Source organism: Bacillus taeanensis (assembly GCF_003318295.1).
GTDB classification, from domain to species: Bacteria; Bacillota; Bacilli; order Bacillales; family UBA6769; genus Maribacillus; species Maribacillus taeanensis.
Genome location: NZ_QOCW01000016.1, coordinates 1 through 19,900, shown reverse-complemented (window position 1 = coordinate 19,900; position 19,900 = coordinate 1). Strand labels below are relative to the sequence as shown.

General features: G+C 39.0%; 16 protein-coding genes. 10 read left to right on the top strand and 6 right to left on the bottom strand.

What is annotated here, in order from left to right:
• Positions 1–151: 151 nt before the first annotated feature.
• Positions 152–1,765 (bottom strand): MDR family MFS transporter, encoded by a 1,614-nt coding sequence (locus tag DS031_RS14595; protein ID WP_113806813.1) that lies wholly within the window; start codon positions 1,763–1,765, stop codon positions 152–154.
• Positions 1,766–1,975: 210 nt separating this feature from the next.
• On the bottom strand, positions 1,976–2,848 hold the full coding sequence (locus DS031_RS14590) for a TetR/AcrR family transcriptional regulator (RefSeq protein ID WP_113806812.1): 873 nt from the start codon (positions 2,846–2,848) through the stop codon (positions 1,976–1,978).
• Between the two features lie 177 nt (positions 2,849–3,025).
• Here DS031_RS14590 and DS031_RS14585 point away from each other — a divergent pair, with 177 nt between their 5' ends.
• The 5 genes from DS031_RS14585 to DS031_RS14565 all read left to right on the top strand — a co-directional run bounded on the left by DS031_RS14585 (position 3,026) and on the right by DS031_RS14565 (position 13,007).
• The gene (locus DS031_RS14585) at positions 3,026–6,154 is read left to right on the top strand and encodes an efflux RND transporter permease subunit (RefSeq protein ID WP_113806811.1); all 3,129 of its coding nucleotides are present in this window, start codon (positions 3,026–3,028) and stop codon (positions 6,152–6,154) included.
• Positions 6,155–6,432: 278 nt separating this feature from the next.
• Positions 6,433–7,653 (top strand): MFS transporter, encoded by a 1,221-nt coding sequence (locus DS031_RS14580; protein WP_113806810.1) that lies wholly within the window; start codon positions 6,433–6,435, stop codon positions 7,651–7,653.
• 83 nt (positions 7,654–7,736) lie between these two features.
• Entirely contained in the window at positions 7,737–9,728 is a 1,992-nt protein-coding gene (locus tag DS031_RS14575) for an IucA/IucC family protein (RefSeq protein ID WP_113806809.1), read from the top strand.
• Between the two features lie 4 nt (positions 9,729–9,732).
• A complete protein-coding gene (locus tag DS031_RS14570; protein ID WP_113806808.1) occupies positions 9,733–11,781 on the top strand; it encodes an IucA/IucC family protein in 2,049 nt (682 codons plus the stop codon).
• A 20-nt stretch (positions 11,782–11,801) separates the two neighbouring features.
• The gene (locus DS031_RS14565; protein ID WP_113806807.1) at positions 11,802–13,007 is read left to right on the top strand and encodes a type III PLP-dependent enzyme; all 1,206 of its coding nucleotides are present in this window, start codon (positions 11,802–11,804) and stop codon (positions 13,005–13,007) included.
• 183 nt (positions 13,008–13,190) lie between these two features.
• Here the strand turns inward: DS031_RS14565 and DS031_RS24480 are convergent, their stop codons facing one another.
• The 4 genes from DS031_RS24480 to DS031_RS14550 all read right to left on the bottom strand — a co-directional run bounded on the left by DS031_RS24480 (position 13,191) and on the right by DS031_RS14550 (position 15,498).
• Positions 13,191–13,316, bottom strand: coding sequence for a hypothetical protein (locus tag DS031_RS24480; RefSeq protein ID WP_281269128.1), 126 nt, complete (start codon positions 13,314–13,316; stop codon positions 13,191–13,193).
• A gap of 89 nt (positions 13,317–13,405) precedes the next feature.
• The gene (locus DS031_RS24475) at positions 13,406–13,702 is read right to left on the bottom strand and encodes a M48 family metalloprotease (protein WP_142675780.1); all 297 of its coding nucleotides are present in this window, start codon (positions 13,700–13,702) and stop codon (positions 13,406–13,408) included.
• Positions 13,618–14,658 (bottom strand): M48 family metalloprotease, encoded by a 1,041-nt coding sequence (locus tag DS031_RS14555; RefSeq protein WP_113806805.1) that lies wholly within the window; start codon positions 14,656–14,658, stop codon positions 13,618–13,620. Before DS031_RS14555 ends, DS031_RS24475 begins: the two co-directional genes overlap by 85 nt.
• Positions 14,659–15,108: 450 nt before the next feature.
• Complete coding sequence (locus DS031_RS14550) at positions 15,109–15,498, bottom strand: GtrA family protein (protein WP_113806804.1); 390 nt, start codon at positions 15,496–15,498, stop codon at positions 15,109–15,111.
• A 284-nt stretch (positions 15,499–15,782) separates the two neighbouring features.
• On the opposite strand from DS031_RS14550, the gene DS031_RS14545 reads away from it, so the two are divergent.
• Genes DS031_RS14545 through DS031_RS14525 form a run of 5 tightly spaced genes read left to right on the top strand, consistent with a single transcriptional unit; the run spans position 15,783 to position 19,611 of the window.
• A complete protein-coding gene (locus tag DS031_RS14545) occupies positions 15,783–16,088 on the top strand; it encodes an HMA2 domain-containing protein (RefSeq protein ID WP_113806803.1) in 306 nt (101 codons plus the stop codon).
• Between the two features lie 24 nt (positions 16,089–16,112).
• Positions 16,113–16,640 carry an HMA2 domain-containing protein gene (locus tag DS031_RS14540; RefSeq protein WP_113806802.1) on the top strand — a complete coding sequence of 176 codons (528 nt, stop codon included), beginning with the start codon at positions 16,113–16,115 and terminating at the stop codon, positions 16,638–16,640.
• The gene (locus DS031_RS14535; protein ID WP_113806801.1) at positions 16,641–18,752 is read left to right on the top strand and encodes a heavy metal translocating P-type ATPase; all 2,112 of its coding nucleotides are present in this window, start codon (positions 16,641–16,643) and stop codon (positions 18,750–18,752) included.
• A gap of 2 nt (positions 18,753–18,754) precedes the next feature.
• Positions 18,755–19,351, top strand: coding sequence for an HMA2 domain-containing protein (locus tag DS031_RS14530; protein ID WP_113806800.1), 597 nt, complete (start codon positions 18,755–18,757; stop codon positions 19,349–19,351).
• A 14-nt stretch (positions 19,352–19,365) separates the two neighbouring features.
• Positions 19,366–19,611, top strand: coding sequence for a hypothetical protein (locus tag DS031_RS14525; protein ID WP_113806799.1), 246 nt, complete (start codon positions 19,366–19,368; stop codon positions 19,609–19,611).
• Positions 19,612–19,900 lie beyond the last annotated feature (289 nt).

Genomic DNA, 19,900 nt, shown 5'->3' with positions numbered 1-19,900 from the left:
CGTTCATTATAGTATGATTGGAAAAACAAAAGAAAGATAAGAGATTGATAGTTTTTTCTAATGGTAAATGATTGATTTGTGGTTTTATGGGCAGGAGCTAAACTATAAGGAAAAGCACACGGGGGTTAATAGTTCCGTGTGCTTTTGATGTTTAGTGCGAAGACTGAGGGTTTACATTTGTAAGAGGTGCTTCTGTATCTTCTTGCTTCTCATCTTCAATTTCTTTATCGCGTTTAATCTTTGAATCACCAACAAATAAAGCAGCGAGTATGCCGGCGCCGATAAAGATCAGACCTGTTAAGAAAACAGTCGAAAAGGCATTAGACCATGATGTTTGAATCGTTGTCACAACACTCGTCAGCACTGCTTCTGGCAGCTGCAGTATGCTAGGCTCTAACAGAATCCCAAACAGAGAATCGGTTTTTTCTTTTAATAGCGCTAGTGTTTGTGCTAAGATCGGTTCGGTTGCAGCGGCTGCCGCTTCATTCATATTGTTCTGCAGATTGGAGTTCATGACCGCGTTTAAAATCGTAATCCCAATCGTGCCGCCGATCGAACGGAAGAAGGTCGAAGCGGATGTCACCGTTCCTAATTGTGATTTTGGAAATTCATTTTGAACGGCAATCATTAAAGTTGGCATCACGAGCCCCATTCCAAGACCAAGCACGACCATGTAGAAGTATGCGGTCCACTCATTTGATTCGAGATTCATTGTGCTCATTAAAAAGAAACCAACAGATGCTAAAATCATTCCTGACGTTAACACTGTACGGAAGCGGAATTTTAAGAGAAGACTTCCGCCAATAATGCTTGCTGTAATCATCGCAATCATCATCGGTGTCATTGTTGAGCCAGCTTGTGTTGGCGAGACGCCGAAAATGCCCTGCATAAACATCGGTACAAACATGATCGCACCAAACATACCAAGACCAAGTAAAAAACCTAACGCATTTGTCACGGCAAACACACGGTTTTTAAACAGCTTTAAATCAAGAATCGGTTCTGCTGCTTTTGATTCGACAATACCAAATGCAACTGTTAATAAAAGCGAACCGCCGAAAATAAACAAGGAAGTAGAAGAGACCCACTCAAATTTATCACCTGCAAACGTTAAGCCAAGTAACAGCAGCACTAACGCAGGAACGAGTGTCGCAATCCCAAGATAATCAATTGCTGCTTTTGACTTCGGTGCAATAAATTCCTGCTTTAAGCCGATAAAAATTAAAATCGCTGATAATAATCCTGTTGGTACGTTAATTAAGAAAATCCAGTGCCAGCTGATCGTATCGACGATAATGCCGCCTAAAAAAGGACCAATCACAGAGCTGAGACCGAACAATGCCCCGAACACACCCTGCCATTTCGCACGCTGTTCTGCTGTAAAAATATCGCCAATAATGGTTTGCGAAAGCGGCATAATCATCCCGCCGCCAATTCCCTGCAGACCGCGGTAAAGGATAAGCTGTTCCATCGTTTCTGCTGTTGCGCAAAGACCGGACGCGATAATGAAAAGAATTGTACCAATTAAATAAAGAGAGCGTCTTCCGTAAAGGTCGGAAAGCTTCCCAACAATCGGTACGACTGTTGTCGATGTAATTAAGTATGCTGTTGTTACCCAAGCGAAAATCGTAAAGCCGTTTAGCTCACCAATAATCGTCGGCATTGCCGTTCCAACGATTGTTTGCTCGAGCGCACTGAAAAACATGCCGATAATAAGCCCAGTTAAGACAAGCTTTTTATTGATGCCGGTATGTTTTGTTTCCATATAGTAGCTCCTCTCAAAGATGGTTGACATATAAATCCTAACTTTGAGTAGTATACTCCTGTATGACCAGTCAGTCAATAAAATTAAAATGGAAATATTTCAAAGGCAGAAAAACAGCAAGCGAAGCGGCTTTCTTTGAGTGTGGTCAAAGAAGCAGGAAATTTTATATTCGCAAAAGCTTTATTTATAAGCAAAGTATAAGCTGAATGATTAGACGTTCAGCTTATACTTTGCTTTTATTTGGAGAATATATTTTTCAAATGCAGGGATATTTTTAAAGTTCGACAGCATGCCCTGAATGACTGCTGTTCGGGGTTTATCGCTTGAAATTTCTCCTTCTAATACTTCAAGAGAAACGGTTAAATCTTCTCGATCGCCCATGGTAGCAATCTCTTTTTTCATATTTGTTAAGATGTTTTCAATCGTATCTTGGTTACTCATAAAAAATTGTTGAAACTGTGCTTGAATGTCTTTCACTTTCGCTTCTGTTAACAGAGGCTCTTCTTTTCCTTTAAGAAAGAATTGAACGATATTATCAATGCGATTTAATAAAAATGCTGCGACTTCTTCAAATTGAAAGGCCTGATTATTGAACAACATCAGCTTTAGGTAGCTTTGGAACATTCCTTCTAAAAGGGTGGACAAATCCCATAAATATGGGGTAATTTTATCTCCATAAATTGCAGTTAATTTTGTTTGATAGAGAGTATGTGTTTCACGATGCATTTTGAAAATCAATTTTTTTACATCTTCATTTAGTGGAATCGCTTGTTCCCTCGACTGCATTATTAAAAACTCTTTATGTTTGACAAGTGTCTCAATTAAAACCGTTAACTGCTGGGTAAACTTTTCCTTTGGAGCCAGCGGTTTGTTGTCAATTGCAGAGACTTTTTCGCGAATCGTCTCAGAATAATAATTAAGAATCGCAAGCAGCAGAGCATCTTTTGATTTGAAATGAAGGTAAAAGGCTCCTTTCGAAATGCCTGCTTCACTAGCGATTTCCTGGACAGAAGTTGATGAAAATCCTTTTTGCGCGAAAAGGTTGATTGCTGTTTCTACAATTGCTTTTTTCTTTTCATTCAACGTATAAACCTCCCAAGTTGCTTCTATAAACCATTATCATAGTTAAAAATGTAATGTCAAGAGAAGGTCCTGACCACATTTTGTTGTTGACTTATGACTAACCGGTCAGTTATATTATATCGTGTGATGACTACATGGTCAATATAAGGAAAAGGATTGAGAAAAGGAGTGGAAACGTTGAAGAATATCATTCGATTTTCGTTGAAAAATAAATTTGCAGTTTGGCTGTTAACAATTTTAATTACAGCTGCAGGTTTATATTCAGGGCTAAACATGAAGCTTGAAACAATTCCCAATATTAATACCCCATTAGTAAGTGTGATGACGATTTATCCTGGGGCGGCACCAGAAGAGGTTGCGGATAAAATTTCGGAACCGATTGAAAAACGTGTTCAAAATTTAGACGGTGTCACGTCTGTCAGCTCTTCATCATTCCGAAACGCGTCATCGATTCAAATTCAATACAATTTTGATAAAGATATGGAGAAAGCACAAAATGAAGTAAAGGAAGTGCTGGATAGTCTTGAGCTTCCAGACGGTGTGCAGGAGCCGGATGTTTCGCGCTTAAGCATTAATGCTTTTCCAATTATGTCACTAAGCATTTCAAACAGCGAGCAGTCACTCGCACAATTAACAAAAACAGTTGAAGAAACGATTCTTCCTGAAATTGAAGGGATTGAAGGAGTTTCTTCCACGCAAATTTCTGGTAAGCAAATCCAAGAAGTACAGTTAACATTTAATCAAGATAAAATGAAAGAGTACGGTTTAACCGAAGAAACGGTTAAAAATATCATTAAAGGATCGGATGTTAGTTTTCCATTAGGGTTATATACGTTTGATAACACCGAAAAATCAGTTGTTGTCGATGGAAACATTATTACGATTGATGATTTAAAAGAGTTAAAAATTCCAGCCGTGCCAAGTGGAGTTGGACAAATGCAGGGACAGAGTGCAGGACAAAATGCAGCCGTACAGCTAGAAGCTGATGCACAGACTCAAGCTCAAGCGCCAACAGGCATTCCGACAGTTGCACTTCAGGACATTGCTTCAATTGAAGTAATCGGAAAAGCGGAATCGATTTCGAGAACGAATGGTGAAACATCAATTGGCGTTCAAATTGTGAAGGCTACTGATGCGAATACGGTAGACGTTGTAAATGGAGTAAAAGATCGCTTAGCAGAACTAGAGTCCGAGATTGATGGGTTGAGTGTGACACCAATTTTTGACCAAGGAAAGCCGATTGAAGAATCGGTGTCAACGATGCTTAATAAAGCGATTTTCGGGGCAATTTTTGCGATGATTATTATTTTACTGTTTTTACGCAATGTAAGAACGACAATTATTTCGGTTATTTCAATTCCATTATCACTGTTAATCGCGATTTTATTATTAAAACAAATGGATATTACATTAAACATTATGACGCTTGGCGCAATGACCGTTGCGATTGGGCGTGTGATCGATGATTCGATCGTTGTCATTGAAAACATATTTAGACGAATGGCGCTAAAAAACGAGAAACTAACAGGAAAAGATCTCATTATTGACGCAACAAAAGAAATGTTTATGCCGATTTTTTCATCAACAATTGTAACAATTGCAGTATTTTTACCGCTCGGATTAGTTAAAGGGCCGGTTGGGGAAATGTTTTTACCGTTTGCGTTAACGATCGTGTTTGCATTACTTGCTTCACTTCTAGTAGCGATTACGATCGTACCGATGATGGCTCATTCGCTTTTTAAAAAAGGAGTTTCCGTTAAAAACGAGCATAGCGAAGAAAAACCTAGCAAACTAGCAGCGGGATACCGAAAACTTTTAGGCTGGACATTAAATCATAAAGTCATTACATCAGGAATTGCCGTTGTTCTTTTAGTGGGAAGTTTGTTTCTTGTGCCAATTATCGGTGTAAGCTTCTTACCGTCCGATGAAGAAAAAATGGTCATTGCCACATATAAACCAGAGCCGGGGCAAACGCTTGATGAAGTGGAAGAGATTGCATTAGAAGCGGAAGAGCTGTTAATGAACCGCGATAACGTAGAGTCGCTTCAATTTTCAGTTGGCAGTGAAAACCCAATGAACCCAGGTCAATCGAATTCGGCAATGTTTTATGTACAGTATGAAGAAGATACGAAAAACTTTTCAGTAGAACAAGAAGCTGTGATCGAGGACTTACAAGCACTCACCTCTAAAGGAGAGTGGGCAAGTCAAGATTTCAGCGGTATGGGCTCAAGCAATGCGATTTCGATGCAGGTATATGGTGAAGATATGAACGACATCGAACCTGTCATTGAAAAAATCGAAAAAATCTTTAAAGAAAATGAATCTCTTACAAATGTCAAATCGAGTATTTCAGATACGTACGATGAATACACGCTCACTGCTGATCAAAAGAAATTAAGTCAGCTCGGTTTATCTGCTGCACAAATTGGGATGGAACTTATGGGCAGCGGTCTGAACAGCGCGTTAACGACGATTGAGCATAACGGTGAAGAAATTAACGTGTATGTTCAGGTCGAAGAGAATGAATACAGCGGTATCGATGATCTTACCGACAAAACGATTACCTCACCTCTTGGAATGGAGGTTGCGATTAAAGACGTTGTAACTGTAAAAGAAGGGGAAACATCTGATACGGTAACAAGAAAAGACGGACGTATTTATGCTGATGTGAGCGGGGAAATTACGACAAAAGATGTTGCAAAAGTTTCAGCCGACTTAAATAGTGAGGTAAGCGCATTAGAGCTTCCAGACAATGTTGAAGTATCGATGGGCGGTGTCACAGAAGATATTAATGAATCGTTCACACAGCTTGGTCTTGCGATGCTTGCGGCCATTGCAATTGTCTATCTCGTTCTTGTGATTACATTTGGCGGTGGGTTAGCACCATTTGCGATTTTATTCTCGCTGCCGTTTACAATTATCGGCGGACTGTTAGGATTATTAATCGCAGGCGAAACGTTAAGTGTATCAGCAATGATTGGTGCGTTAATGTTAATCGGTATCGTTGTTACAAATGCGATCGTACTCATTGACCGCGTCATTCAAAAAGAAAATGAAGGTTATTCAACACGCGAAGCGCTTCTAGAAGCAGCCGGCACGCGTCTTCGTCCAATTCTTATGACGGCGATCGCCACAATCGGCGCTCTTGCACCACTTGCAGTAGGGTTAGAAGGCGGCGGACTGATTTCAAAAGGTCTTGGTGTGACTGTTATCGGTGGTCTTACAAGTTCCACGCTGTTAACACTTCTTATCGTGCCAATTGTGTATGAAACAATGATGAATATTAAAAAGAAATTTGTGAAATAAGCAAAAAGCGCTGTAGCATCTGCAGCGCTTTTTTATGAGGGGTCTGACCCTACAAATGGACATTGAAGCATTTTTGTCCATATGGAAAGGCCAATTGGTAATAAAAGGTTAATTAGGGAAATCGGCTTAAATTTCATTGTTTTGTGTAAATTATATCAATTTAGCCTTTACAAAAAAATTAGAACAAGTTATAGTAAGTATCGTTGATAATAATTATCATTATCAGCGATAACTGCATTTATTTAACGTTTAAGAGAAAACAAAGGACTAGGGGGTGAATGTTAATTTTACGGTTGTTTTATTATAGTTCATTTTTTTTATTTATGGGTAACTGGTTTGGGATTACGGCGCTGAACTGGTTTGTGTTTGAAACGTATCATAGTGCCATTTATCTTGGTTATCTTAACTTTGCCCGTTTAATTCCAATTGTGCTGTTTAGTTTTTGGGCAGGGAAACTATGCGACAAATATGCACGAAGTTTGCTGTTAAAGACGTACGGATTGTTAGGCTTTATTATTGCATTATGCTTAGCTGTTGTGATTGCAGTATTTGAACCATCAATTTCAATTTTGCTGTTCTTAACGTTTTTACAAGGAATCATCAGCGCATTAGAAACACCAAATCGAAACAGTATACTGCCTGACTTAGCAAAGGAAAAAAATATTAGTGAACTCGTTTCCGCACATGCGTTTATCATTAATGTTTGTCGAACGATTGGCCCGGCAGCAGCAGGTTTCCTCATCGCGAGATCATTATTGCCGGTAACCTTTTATCTGCAGGCTCTATTTCTATTAATCTCATTTTTGCTTATTCTGCCTGTTAATATTCAGAGAAGGGTGAAGCGAACGTCAAAGATGAGTTCATCATCGCTTCAAGCCGTTCAAAAAGTATTTAAACAAACGCGCTTTGCATCATCGATTTTTTATTCATCGCTTGTTGTAATGACATTCGGTTTTTCCTATAATACGATATTACCGGTACTTGTTGATCATCAATTTGTCGGACAGCCGGCAGTTTTTGGGATAGCGATGTCATCTGCCGCAGTCGGCGCGATTATGGCCGCGGTGGTTTTACCGCGCATTTTGAAAGTGATGAAGGAAGAAAAAATATTTTACAGCAGCTTAATCATTTTTGCAGGTAGTTTATACATAACGATTTTTGAGTATCGCTCGCTGTTTTTTATCGGACTTTTTCTTATTGGCTTTTTTGGTCAATGGCTTCGTTCGAGTAATCGAATCTATTTTCAAAATCATGTATCAGAAGCTGAGCGAGGCCGCGTCATGAGCATTGTGTTAATGGATCGAGGCATGATTCCGCTTGGTGCAATGATTGTTAGTTTTTTAACAGGAAAGTTCGGGATTGTTGAAACGTTTATGATAATGGCGCTGTGCTCTCTTTTACCAATTGTGGCTTTATTAATAAAAGCATGTGTCCAAAACGTAAGAAGTAGATTTGCGAATGAATTCAGGAAAAATCAAAAGCATACGAATACGGGATAGGCCCTATATTTTTTATTTTATATTGATAATGATTATCAAAATCAATATTTTGAACGATTATTTAATAAGGGAGTGGAAGAAATATGATTACATTAGATCATCATTCATCTGCTAATACGGAAAACTTAGATCCAGAAGAAGTAAAGATTTTAAATTATTTGCGCAGTGAGCGAGAAGAGCTTGAACACGACTATGTAAAAAATATTCAAAATGGCCGTCGAGGCATTTTGAATCGTCTTCTGCAAGCTCTTGTAAGAGAACATCTTATTGATACGAAGCGAATTTCGTGGAGCAATAATGAAAAAGGAAAAATTCTTCATCTTCATCTTTCTCAACAGAAAACATTACAAGTACAAGTAAAGAAAACACATTTACTTGGCATGTTTGATCTTGAGGGAGAGGTTATTTTACGCGACGAAGATGATACAACTGTTATTGAGCATCCTGTAAAGTTCTTAGATTTGTTGAAGAAAGATGATGCTATTGAAGGAGATATAAAAGAAGAACAGTTTCAGAGATTTAGAAAAGAACTTCAAAATAGCTCCGCAAACTATGCGTTAGCACTAGCTGGTGCTGAACAGCGAACGAAGGAGTTAGCGAAAGAGCTTAGCGGCACTGCTATTGCCTCATCACTAGAGTGGGTACAGCAAAAAATAGCGGGAGATCCTTGGTTTAGCCCACTTTCGTTTTATGAGCAGTGGGTAGTTGATGGGCATACAATTCATCCTTGTTCGAAAACAAAATTTGGACTAGCAGTTTCTGACGTGATTCAATATTCTCCTGAATGGGGTAGTCATCCAGAAATTATGTTAACTGCCGTACGAAAAACGTGCTGCACTCTAACGGTGTTAAAAGATAAATGTCCAAGTGATCTTCTTTATCACGAATATCCAGGCTTAAAAGAACATGTCGCTATGAAGCTGCATGAAAAAGGGGTATCAGCCGCTGATTATGAGTTAGTGCCTGTTCACCCATGGCAGCTTGAAAATACACTGCCGCACCTTTATGAGGAAGCAATTCGAGCTTGTGATATTGTACCGATTACTGATTTTAGCATTAAAGCTGCGGCATTGGTTTCATTTCGCTCACTTGCCCCAGTACAAAAAAGGTCTCAGCAAAAACATCATATTAAAACAGCGATCAATGTCCAAACAACAAGTGCTGTTCGTACCGTTTCACCAGCATCGACGATTAATGGACCAAAGCTTTCTAAGACATTCACACACATTTTAAAGAAAGAAAATCGCTTTAATGAAACATTTCTTATGCTTGAAGAAAGCGCCGGCATCTATTACACACCTTTAAATAAAAACCTTTCAGAGGATGAAAAAACAAAGCTTGGCAAAAATCTAGCTTCGATTCTTCGTGAAAATCCAGAAAAACATCTAAAAGATGATGAAATTTTAATGCCGGGAGCGGCTTTAATCGCAAAATCACCGATTAGCGGGAAATATGTGATCGAGGAATTAATTGAACAATTTGCGGCATTGAATCAGATTTCCGATCAAAAAGAAGCTGCGCTTGCGTTTATTAAGCGGTATGCGAAAAATTCGTTACCCGGCTTTTTAACGATGATGTCTCGTTACGGTATTAGTTTAGAAGGTCATTTACAAAATAGTGTACCTGTTTTTAAAAACGGAGCCCTAGTGAAAATGATTGTCAGAGATTACGGGGGAATCCGGATTGTAAAAGAACGGTTAGAGAAACAGAACCTTTCAATTGATCTAGCTGCAAATTCAACGATCTTAACAGAAAATGCCAATGAACTAAGAACTGTTCTGTCACACGCGATTTTCCAAAATCATTTAGGAGAAATGATTGCATGCCTTGTTCGGGTGATAGATATCGAAGAAGAAGAGCTTTGGCAGCCGATTTTTACAGTGTGTAGAAATATATTTCGTGAATTAAAGCGCGATTCTCTTATAAAAGAACAGGCTCAAGAAGATGAAAAATCGCTTTTTAGACCTATGCTTGATTTAAAAGCGTTAGCCACAATGCGATTACTAGACGATAGTACTGATTACAGCTATACGAAAGTTCCAAATCCGATGTATATGATAAATGGAGGGGAATAAAAAGATGAGTATACTTGAACAAAATATTTTAAATAGAGTAGAGAATCATGTAGAAAAACAACTGCATAAAGAAGAGCTGGATTGTTTTCACTTTTTATCAACAGATGCTCCTGAAAAATTACCACTTTATTTAAATGCTGTTCGACAAGGAAGACAAGGCATTCTTAACCGTCTAACAGCGGCGCTATTAAGGGAAGATATTGCAGGTCTATCTTCAGCATCTTATGATTTAAGAGTGATTGGCGCTGTGTACGCCATGAACATTCCGCATGTCGATAACGATTGGAGTCAGCTCATTCAACAAATTCAAACATATCCGCTAAAAGAAGGATCAGCCTTTAAGGTATACGCTCTTTTTAATGGTGAATATCTGCTCATTCCTGTAAGTCGGATGTATGCATTTAGACGCTTAGAAATAACGGGAACCATTTTATATGTCAATAAAAACGAAATAAGAGAAGTGAAGGATGCTCGAGATCTTCTTTATTTCATTCGCCTAAAGGAAGGATCTTCACAAGCTAAACATGCTTGGGAGAAGCTGATTGAAGAACTGCAAAACGGCAGTGCGAATTTAGCGCTTTCGTATACATATTTTAATGAAAAGAAAAATCGTCTGCGGAACTTCGGTTATGAAAGTGCGATCGATTATGTACTGCAGCAAAAAAATCAAAATGAAAGCTTTGACGGCAGTTTATTTTTTGAACAGCTTTCAGTCGAAGGACATAATCTTCATCCAGGCGCGAAAACAAAAATGGGTATGAAACCGGAAGATGTGTACCGCTATGCGCCAGAATTTGAAGGTGTGACGAACATTCGATTTGTTGGTATTCATCGTGAACATGCGGAGTGGAGTTTGTTACAAGACAGAAGCAATCCAAATGAACTTCTTTTTAAAGAGTTTCCCGCAGTTGAGGAAGCAATTTTAAAAGAGTTTAGCGAAAAAAATTTAAACATCGATGATTATGTAGTTGTTCCGGTTCATCCGTGGCAGTATGAGTATATGCTTTCAACTATTTATGGTGAAGAGCTTAAGAAACAGATTGTGATTCCAATTGAAGGTGCGCTCGTTTCAAGTGGGGCAACGTCTTCATTTCGAACGATGATCCCTTTTAAAGAGGGAAGAAGAAACAGAATTGCCGTGAAAGCGGCGGTAAATAGTCAAATGACGTCTACCGTAAGATCCATTTCTGCGAATACAACGAACAATGCCGTGAAAATGACGGAATTAATTAAAAAAGTGATGAAACGAGAAAGCAAGCTTGCGGATACATTTGTACCAATTTATGAAATTGCCGGATACAACTTTAAAGCCAGCAGCTCGTTAAAAAGCAGAAATCTATCAGCTGTCTTACGAGAAAATATCGAAAATTTTGTAGGGAAGGATGAAACAGCGATTGTTGGCTCGGCACTTTACGCAGAATCACCTTTTACAGGAAAGCTTGTTTTAATTGAACTTATTGAAGCGTATGCCAAAGAATTACAAGAAACATCGTTATCAAAAGCGGCTTTTCAATTTTTATCACAGTATGCAAGGATTGCGATTCCAGGGTTTCTTACTTTCATGGTAAAGTACGGAATTGGCCTTGAAGGACACCTGCAAAATAGTGTACCGGTTTTTAAAAATGGTAAGCCTGTTCGGGTGCTGTTTCGTGATTGGGGCGGGGTAAGAATTTATGGAGAGCGGTTAAAGAAGCAAGATCTTTCCGCCCAATTTTACCCTGGTTCTGTAACGGTTACGGACGATGTAAAGGAAATGCAAAATAAAGTGTTTTATACGGTGTTTCAAAATCAATTTGGTGAACTTATTTTTCAACTTTGTCACTATTTCAATTTAGATGAAGCGTTATTTTGGAAGGAAATCCGCCGCATCAGCGATGAAACTTTTAATCATCTCGCCTTTAATGAAGAATATAATGACGCTGTATTAGAAGATCGCGGCGCATTATATAAAGAAACGGTTGAACATAAAGCCTTAACGAAAATGAGGCTCGCCCCTGAAAGTCAAGGCTACTGTTATGTATCGGTACCAAATCCGCTATCAGAAAACTACTAAACTCGTTGAGGTGACAGACAATGACTGAAGCTGTATTAAAAAAAGTAAGTATTGAAGACACGATTTTATCACTGAAAGAAGATCGCGACGAGCCGTTTTGCGCTTATCTCTATAACCTGAATACTTTACACACTCATGTGAGCCGTATGATTGCTTCTCTTCCTAGTAATTGCCAGCTATATTATGCGGTAAAAGCAAATTCTAATATTCGTATATTAGAAGAGTTAGCGCCAGTTGTGAAAGGTTTTGAAGCTGCCTCGATAGGAGAAATTGAAAAAGTACGAAGTGTTAATAACACGATTCCGATTTTATTTGGCGGCCCGGCGAAAAAGGATTCTGAAATTGCCGGGGCAATAAACTATGGTGTTCAGTTTATTCATGTTGAAAGTGTTCATGAATTAAGACGCGTAAACGAAATTGCGTGTCAGCATGGCGTTATGATAAGGATTTTGCTTCGCGTTAATTTGCGTCATTCGGTTCCAAATGCGCGGTTAAAAATGACAGGCGTGCCAACACAGTTTGGAATTGATGAAAAAGAAATTCCAGTCGTTATTAAGTTATGTCAGGAGTTAACAAATGTAAGTCTTAAAGGCTTTCATTTTCACGGCATGTCAAATAACCTTGATGCTAAGGAACATGTCATGTATGTATCTCACTGCATGAATAAAGCGGAAGCATGGGAAAAAGAATTTAATCTTTCTTTATCCTACATTAACGCAGGTGGCGGCATCGGTGTGAATTATGATTATGTAGAAAAGCAGTTTGATTGGGATGATTTTATTGCGCGGCTTCATGAACTTCTTAATAATCCTAACCATGTGAAATGGAATGTTGTGTTTGAATGCGGACGCTATATAACCGCTTCCTGCGGATATTACGCGGCAGAAATAGTAGATATGAAACAAAATCACGGCAAGCACTTTGTTATATTGAGGGGAGGATCACACCATTTTCGTCTCCCAGCAGCTTGGAAGCATAATCATCCGTTCACCGTTGTACCGGTTGAGAAATGGCGTTATCCTTTTGAACGAACAGAGCTGGAAAATACGTCCATTACAGTGGCAGGTGAACTGTGCACACCAAATGATGTGCTCGCCCGCGATGTTGTTGTACCAAAAGTGCGCATTGGTGATATTCTATTATTTCATTATACCGGTGCTTATGGCTGGGATATTTCTCATCAACAGTTTTTAAGTCATCCCAATCCAGAACACTTCTTTCTGTAGGAGTCAGGCCCTGCGCGTGAACATTACCCTGATTTTGTCCATATGAGAAGGACGTTGTTGAAAGTTATTAAATTCCTTCTCCATTATAAAAACTTTTAAGGACTTGTTTTACAAAATAAAAAAGTAGAAAGCTTACGGTTTTGCTTTCTACTTTGTAATCTTTTTTTCAATTATATATTCTCACTACTGCGGTCGTTTCGTCAGCCTTTTTGCATTTTCGTTTTCATCAAAAGCGGTAATTTTCTTTCTTGTTTCTTTTGGTATCGAAGTGCCTACTACATTCTTTTCGTGTTTGGGTGCTTTCTTCATTTTTATCCTCCTTGAAGTACCGTTTATAATGGTCATTTTCCTCCAAGGCAGCTGTTTTTATTCAGTAATATTAATAATGATTTGTAGTCTCAATATTTTTCTTCATGAAGAGAAACTTCATGAATGCGATCTGGAATGCGAGGATGCGAGCTTAATAGATAATGCAGCAAATCTGGGTTGTATCCGGTTGACTTATGACTTGCTGCAAGTTTTTGAAAAGCAGTAACGGCGGCTTCCTTGTTTTCCGTCATTTCAATTGCATAGCGATCGGCTTGTCGTTCTTCATAACGTGAAATGACATTCATAAGCGGTGAAACAGGCATTGTAATGAGGAAGAGCGACAAGAAAAGCAGCGGCATCGCTGCAATATCAGTTTGTTTTTCCACGCCCCAATAATGCCCGAATTTTTTAAGGGAACGTGATAAATTTTATACGTACCGTACCCAAAAAGAAATGATAAGATGAAGGCGAGGATTAACGAGTTATAAATATGATTTAATTTGTAATGCCCAATTTCATGAGCAATGACAAATTTAATTTCTTCTGTTGTCATGTTTTCAATCGCTGTATCGCCTAAGACTATCATTTTGTTGCTGCCGATTCCTGTAACAAACGCATTAATGCCGTTGCTTTGTTTAGACATGTTCATTTCTAAAATTTTTGCATTTGGAATGCCGCTTTCTTTGGCGAGCTCTTGGATTTCTGCTTTTAATTCTTGATTTTGAATTGGCTGATAATCGTTAAAGAGCGGCATAAACACAACCGGTGCCAAAAAGAGAATGAGAATGTTGAAAGAGAGCGATAAAAATGCCATTGTAAGCCACCATTTCTTAGGCTGCTTGGCAATTAACCAATATAAAAATAACAAAAACAAAAATCCTAATACGAGTTCAAGTGCAAATCCGATCGCAAAATCGATACTCCACGATAAAAATGATTGGCTGCTTAACTCATATCGCAGGTTTAAATGATAAAAAAACAAATCAAGTGGAAGATATAAAAGCGTCATTGCAATCGTCAGAACCGTATAATAATACGCAAGCTGCCATCTTGATTTTTTCGCAATGTTGATCGCTTTATTTCTTATTTTCACAGAAAATGCCATAATAAGAATGAGAATAAGAAGATCAAGTGGAGTGGATAAAAAATAGGTGAAGTATTCAATTAACTGCAGATGATACGCTTCTTTTATTTCTCCTGCAGTCATAAACTGAGCAGGATCAGAAGCTGTTCCTTTATACATTTCCGGAACGTACCCTGGTTCAAGCTGCAGCAAATAAACCGCAATGGCTCCTGCATACAAAAGATAAAAAATTGTAAAGATTACGTAAAATTTTTTCAATGAGACTTCTCTCCTTTATGTAAAAAATAAATATATTAAAAAATTGCCCCAAATGGCATGATTAAGGAAGGAATACATAAGAAAAAAGCTTATCCATATAAAGATAAAAGATAAAGAGGTCCAATACGGTGGAGAAAATGTCAAAAAACATTGGAGATTACAGCTAAAATAGCAGGCTGAAAAGCAATAGAAATAGTATACAAAAACGAATGGTAAAACCCCACCTTCTCTGGTCAGCCTCCTTCGGAAAGGGGATTGTTCTCCTTAGACTACACTCACTGAGGCTTGAAAGCACGGAACAGCTTATATAAAACCAATTCCTCTCGATTTTATATGATTTTTTACAGTTTTATACGAAATCAAACCAACTGTTCCGAGCTCCTTGAAAGTTAACACAAATAAGAGTAAAAGAACCGTGTTTCCATTGCTCACTGTTCTTTAAGCTCTTTTTTATTTTTCTTTAAATGTCCAATAGTTGTTAAGAATAAAGTTAATAAGCGGAATTATGAGAGTCGTAACGATTTCACCTATTGAATAGTGATAAGAAAAAATGTAAACAACTGCATACATAATCGTACTGTTTAATACAAAAGCAAGTCCTGAAACAGCTAAATATTTTATAAACGTTTTTTTTGAAGAAGCACTGTTAAATGTGAAGCGTTTATTCAGAAAGTAAGAGATTAGTGTCATTAACAGAAAAGCTAAAGCAGAGCTTAAGACAGGTTCCTGGTGGAAAAGCTCAACAAAAATAAAGATTGAAAGAAAATAAAAAGCCACACTAACAATACCAACTATACTATAAGTAGAAAATTTCATGAGCATTTTTTTGCTATTAATCATAGAAAATAGATCCTTTCTACCAAAATCAAAAACATTATAACATGCTTAATAGGAGTCTGACTCCGCACGTGGACATATTGCTAATTTTGTCCACGTGAAGAGGACGATACTTCCTACAATTTATGGTTTGTCCTATTAAAACGTGAATCTTTACTTTGTTTTTGTAAGCGCTTAGGAAATAAGGTCTAAATAAATAATATTAATATTTCGAAAATTCGAAATGGATGTTAATATATGTATATAGGCTTTTAAAAAAGACAAGATGAAATGGAGTGGATGCGGGTTTGACACTCTTAAAAAATGCCAAGCTTGCGATTTATGCGAGGAAAATTGGGAAGAAGTATCAGATTACGCTAAAGCATTGGATGCCGGGGCGAATTCGGCTCACGTCTCCGCTTTGGAAGAATAACTCCTCATTAATGACACACATCATCACAAGGTTAAACGCTCATACTGAAATTTATCATACTGCTTTTACAAAAGAAACGGGCAGTTTGCTTATTGAATATAAAGCTTCTGTTCATCACGATGAAAATGAACTCATAGAGTGGATTACGCTCCTAGAAGTGCTGCACGAACAGTATATATAGACAAAGAGAGCAGGTGAAGGGATTATGCTGTCATCTTTTTTAGGATTAGGGGCGTCGTTTGCGGCTGCGAAGTTAATGAAAAACATTCAGCATCACAACGTGCAGGTGCTTCATGCCATGCCGGGAAGAGTACGGCTTCAGTGCGATCGCTGGAAAGATGCTGAGATTACGAAGGCACTTGAAGAAGCGCTCGAGGCAAAGAATATTGTCAGAGCAGTGCGGGCTAATCCTGTTACGGGCACACTTGTCCTTGAATTTAAAGTGCAGCATTTAAGCGCCGAAGAATTTGATGAACTCATTCAGCATGCGGTCCAGACGACGACTGAGACGTATGGGCAAATTGATTCTAAAGTTACAAAAACGATGCGCGGCGCTGTGAACCGCGTTGATGAAAATATAAAAAAACAAACAGCAGGTACTGTCGATATTGATGCCCTCCTTATTTTATTACTAGTTGGGAAAGGAATTTCAGGGTTTAAAGGGAATCCCGCTTTTTCAAGCAGTTTATTGTATTGGGCCTACAACCTCCTCCAAAAAGAGAGGGGGACGTAAATGGTCAGTTTTGAAGTTTTACACAGCCTGCCCGGAAGAACACGCCTGCGTCTTTCACCTACGAATCTTCCATCATACCAAATTGAGTATTATTTCCGAACGTTTCCATTTATTACGTCCGCTCTTTATTCTGAAGTAACACGTTCACTGCTTTTGTATCATGATGATGCACTTACGAGTTCTGATCTTCTCTTTTTACTATCAAAGCAAAAACAAGAAAACGAAAAGACACCGCAGCAGTCGGAACAGCTTTCTACAAAGCATGAAATGATTACTGTCGGCATTGCGTCTGCTTCACTGCTTTTAGATGTTGTGTTAAAATCGTCGCCGCTATTTGTAAGCCGCTTCGGAATCGCCGCACAGCTGCCGACGCTTCTTGCCTTATTCGCTTCACGGGAAATTTTTAAAAACGGCATTAAATCATTAATAGCTGAGCATAAGCCAAACGCCGATACGCTCTCAGCGGCGGCGATTGCAGCTTCTCTTCTTAAAAACAGTCCTCGTTCAGCGATGATGATTCAAATTATGTCAAGCATCAGCGAGCTGTTAACACAGTATACGATGTACAGAACGAGACGATATGTGCGTGATATGTTAGCGCTTGATGCGCCGTGCGCATGGTTAGTCAATGAAGACGGAAATGAAACGAAAGTAGTGGTTGATTCACTGAAACCTGGTGACGTCATTGCCGTATTTGAAGGTGAAAAGGTCTCAGTTGACGGTACGATTATAAATGGATACGGCACACTTGATGAATCACCAATTACGGGTGAGTATTTGCCGAAAGAAGCAGGAATTGGCGCTCCTGCTTTTGCCGGAAGTGTGCTTCAAAGCGGGATGCTTGTCATGAAAGTTGAAAAAGTTGGCGATGCGACCGCGTTAAACCGAATTATCCATTTAATTGAAGAAGCACAAACGAAGCAGGCGCCGATTCAAATGTATGCCGATCGCACCGCGGAAAAGCTTGTCCCGGTATCGTTTGCGATTGCTGGACTTATTTATTTAACAACGCGGAGCTGGGACCGGGTGTTAAACATGCTGGTCATTGATTTTGTCTGTGGCATTAAGCTTTCAACCGCGGCAGCGATCTCTGCTTCAATTGGAAAAGCGGCGCAAAAAGGAATGTTAATTAAAGGCGGCCACTATTTAGAAAAGCTTTCAAAAGTGGATACGTTAATACTAGATAAAACAGGAACAATTACAGAAGGCAGGCCGATTGTAAAAGATGTGATCGCTTATGGTGATTTTTCAAAAGAAGATGTGATTCGCTATGCAGCATCGGCTGAAGAACATTCGTCCCATCCGATAGCCCATGCGATTATCAAACAGGCGGAAAAGTGGAAAGTCGATGTTCCTGAGCATGATCATGAGTCAATTGAAATGGTCGTTGGAAGAGGAATTCGTGCTGTTGTGGAGAAGCAGGTACTATTAGTTGGAAACATGGCGTATATGAAAGAAGAAGGTGTCCAGCTTCCCGTCATGGAAGAGCTAGAAAACAAATTAAATAAGCAGGGCAATTCTGTTTATGTTGCCTGTAACTCCTCATTAATCGGCGTCATTACAGTAGAAGATAAAATTCGTCCTGGGATGAACCGCGCGATTTATCAAATGCGCCGAGCTGGAGTCGATGAAGTGCTGATGTTAACAGGCGACAAAGAAGAAGCGGCAAAAAGCTTAATGCGTTCGCTATCAATTGACAGTTATAAAGCAGAAGTACTGCCGGAAGAAAAAGCAGAGTTTGTCAGAGCGTTTCGTGAAAAAAACAATACGGTGATGATGGTTGGTGAAGGGATTAACGATGCACCCGCACTTGCTTATGCGGATATTGGGCTGACGATTGGCGCGAAACGAACCGATATTGCCGTCGAAGCAAGCGATGTGATTATTTCATCAGATGATCCGCTAATGCTTCCTGAAGTCGTCCGTTTATCAAAACGAACGATGAAGACAATTCAGCGAAATTTTGCGGCCACCATTTTAATTAATAGTGCAGCGATTCTTTTAGGAGCGTTAGGCATTATTTCACCTGTTGTTGGAGCGGGCATTCATAATGCAGCAACGATTGGGGTTGTCGCCAACAGTGCGAAAATTTTATGGATGAAGGAGAGTTAGATATGAGCGCGCAGAGTTATTATATCGCACATGACATCCCTGGGCGTCTTCGTGTTATTATTCCAGCCTTGTGGGATAAACAGCAGCACGAAGAAATTGAAAATATGTTTTCTTCTTTATCAGGCATTAAAGCTGTAAAAGTTGTCTCGGTTATTCAATCGATGACGGTTGAATATGATCATAGTGTCATTAAGCGAAATACGATTTTACGCTATTTAAATATCTTTTTTCAGCAAAGCGGTTATGATCCATTAGATCAAGTCCTCATGCAGGTGAAGCCGCACATTCGTAAAGATTTAATTCGTTCGCTTGTCACCGGCGTCATTTTACTTGTGGCTTATACGAGAAAAATTGCGAACCCAACACCGCACGTTTTAGATTATGCAGCATTAATTTCAACCGCGTATACCGTCTTAAATCATGGTAAAAAACGCCTCCAGCATCCAGATGTGTTAACAGGCATTGTCAGTATGCTGTCTCTAGGGGCGCAAAATATGCTTCACGTTTCAATGGTCACGTGGGCTGTCAATGTATTAGAGATTTTTAATGAAATAACTAGAAGTAGAAATACTTCTTTTTATATGCAAACAGCAAACTGAAGGGGGGAATGATTATGACATTTAATAAAGATTTTTTAATGGGTTTTTTATCGGGAACAGTTGTTGGAGCGGTAGGTTATCGCGTTTATGAACAAAATGGTGCCCAGCTGCAGCGCCTTATTCAGCCAAATCAGCATGTTCCGCTTTCCTTTAACGGAGGCGCGGTAAGACAAGAGCCGACAATTGAGCAGTTAATGGAACAAAAAGAACGCCTTGAAGATTTAATCGCTGAAAAATCAGTGATAAATTCAAAGTCGTGATGGTGAAGCAGAAGGTACAAATAACGCCTTCTGCTTTTTATTATGTATGCCTGACATAAGGCAAAATGATTTAGACGAATTTCTGTAAAATAAACGAGGGCAGCATAAAACGCGCTTAGGAAAATTTCCTAAGCGTGTTGTCTATTCTATCAAGGGTTTCCAGAGTACCCCTTCTTCAAGCGTGAAAACGATAAGGAGGGGGTGAATGGACAGGTCTTCATAGGTCTTATTCCTTGTTTTTTAGAAAAAGCTTCCTGAACCTTCATTCAAGAACAAATGTTTGGTATAA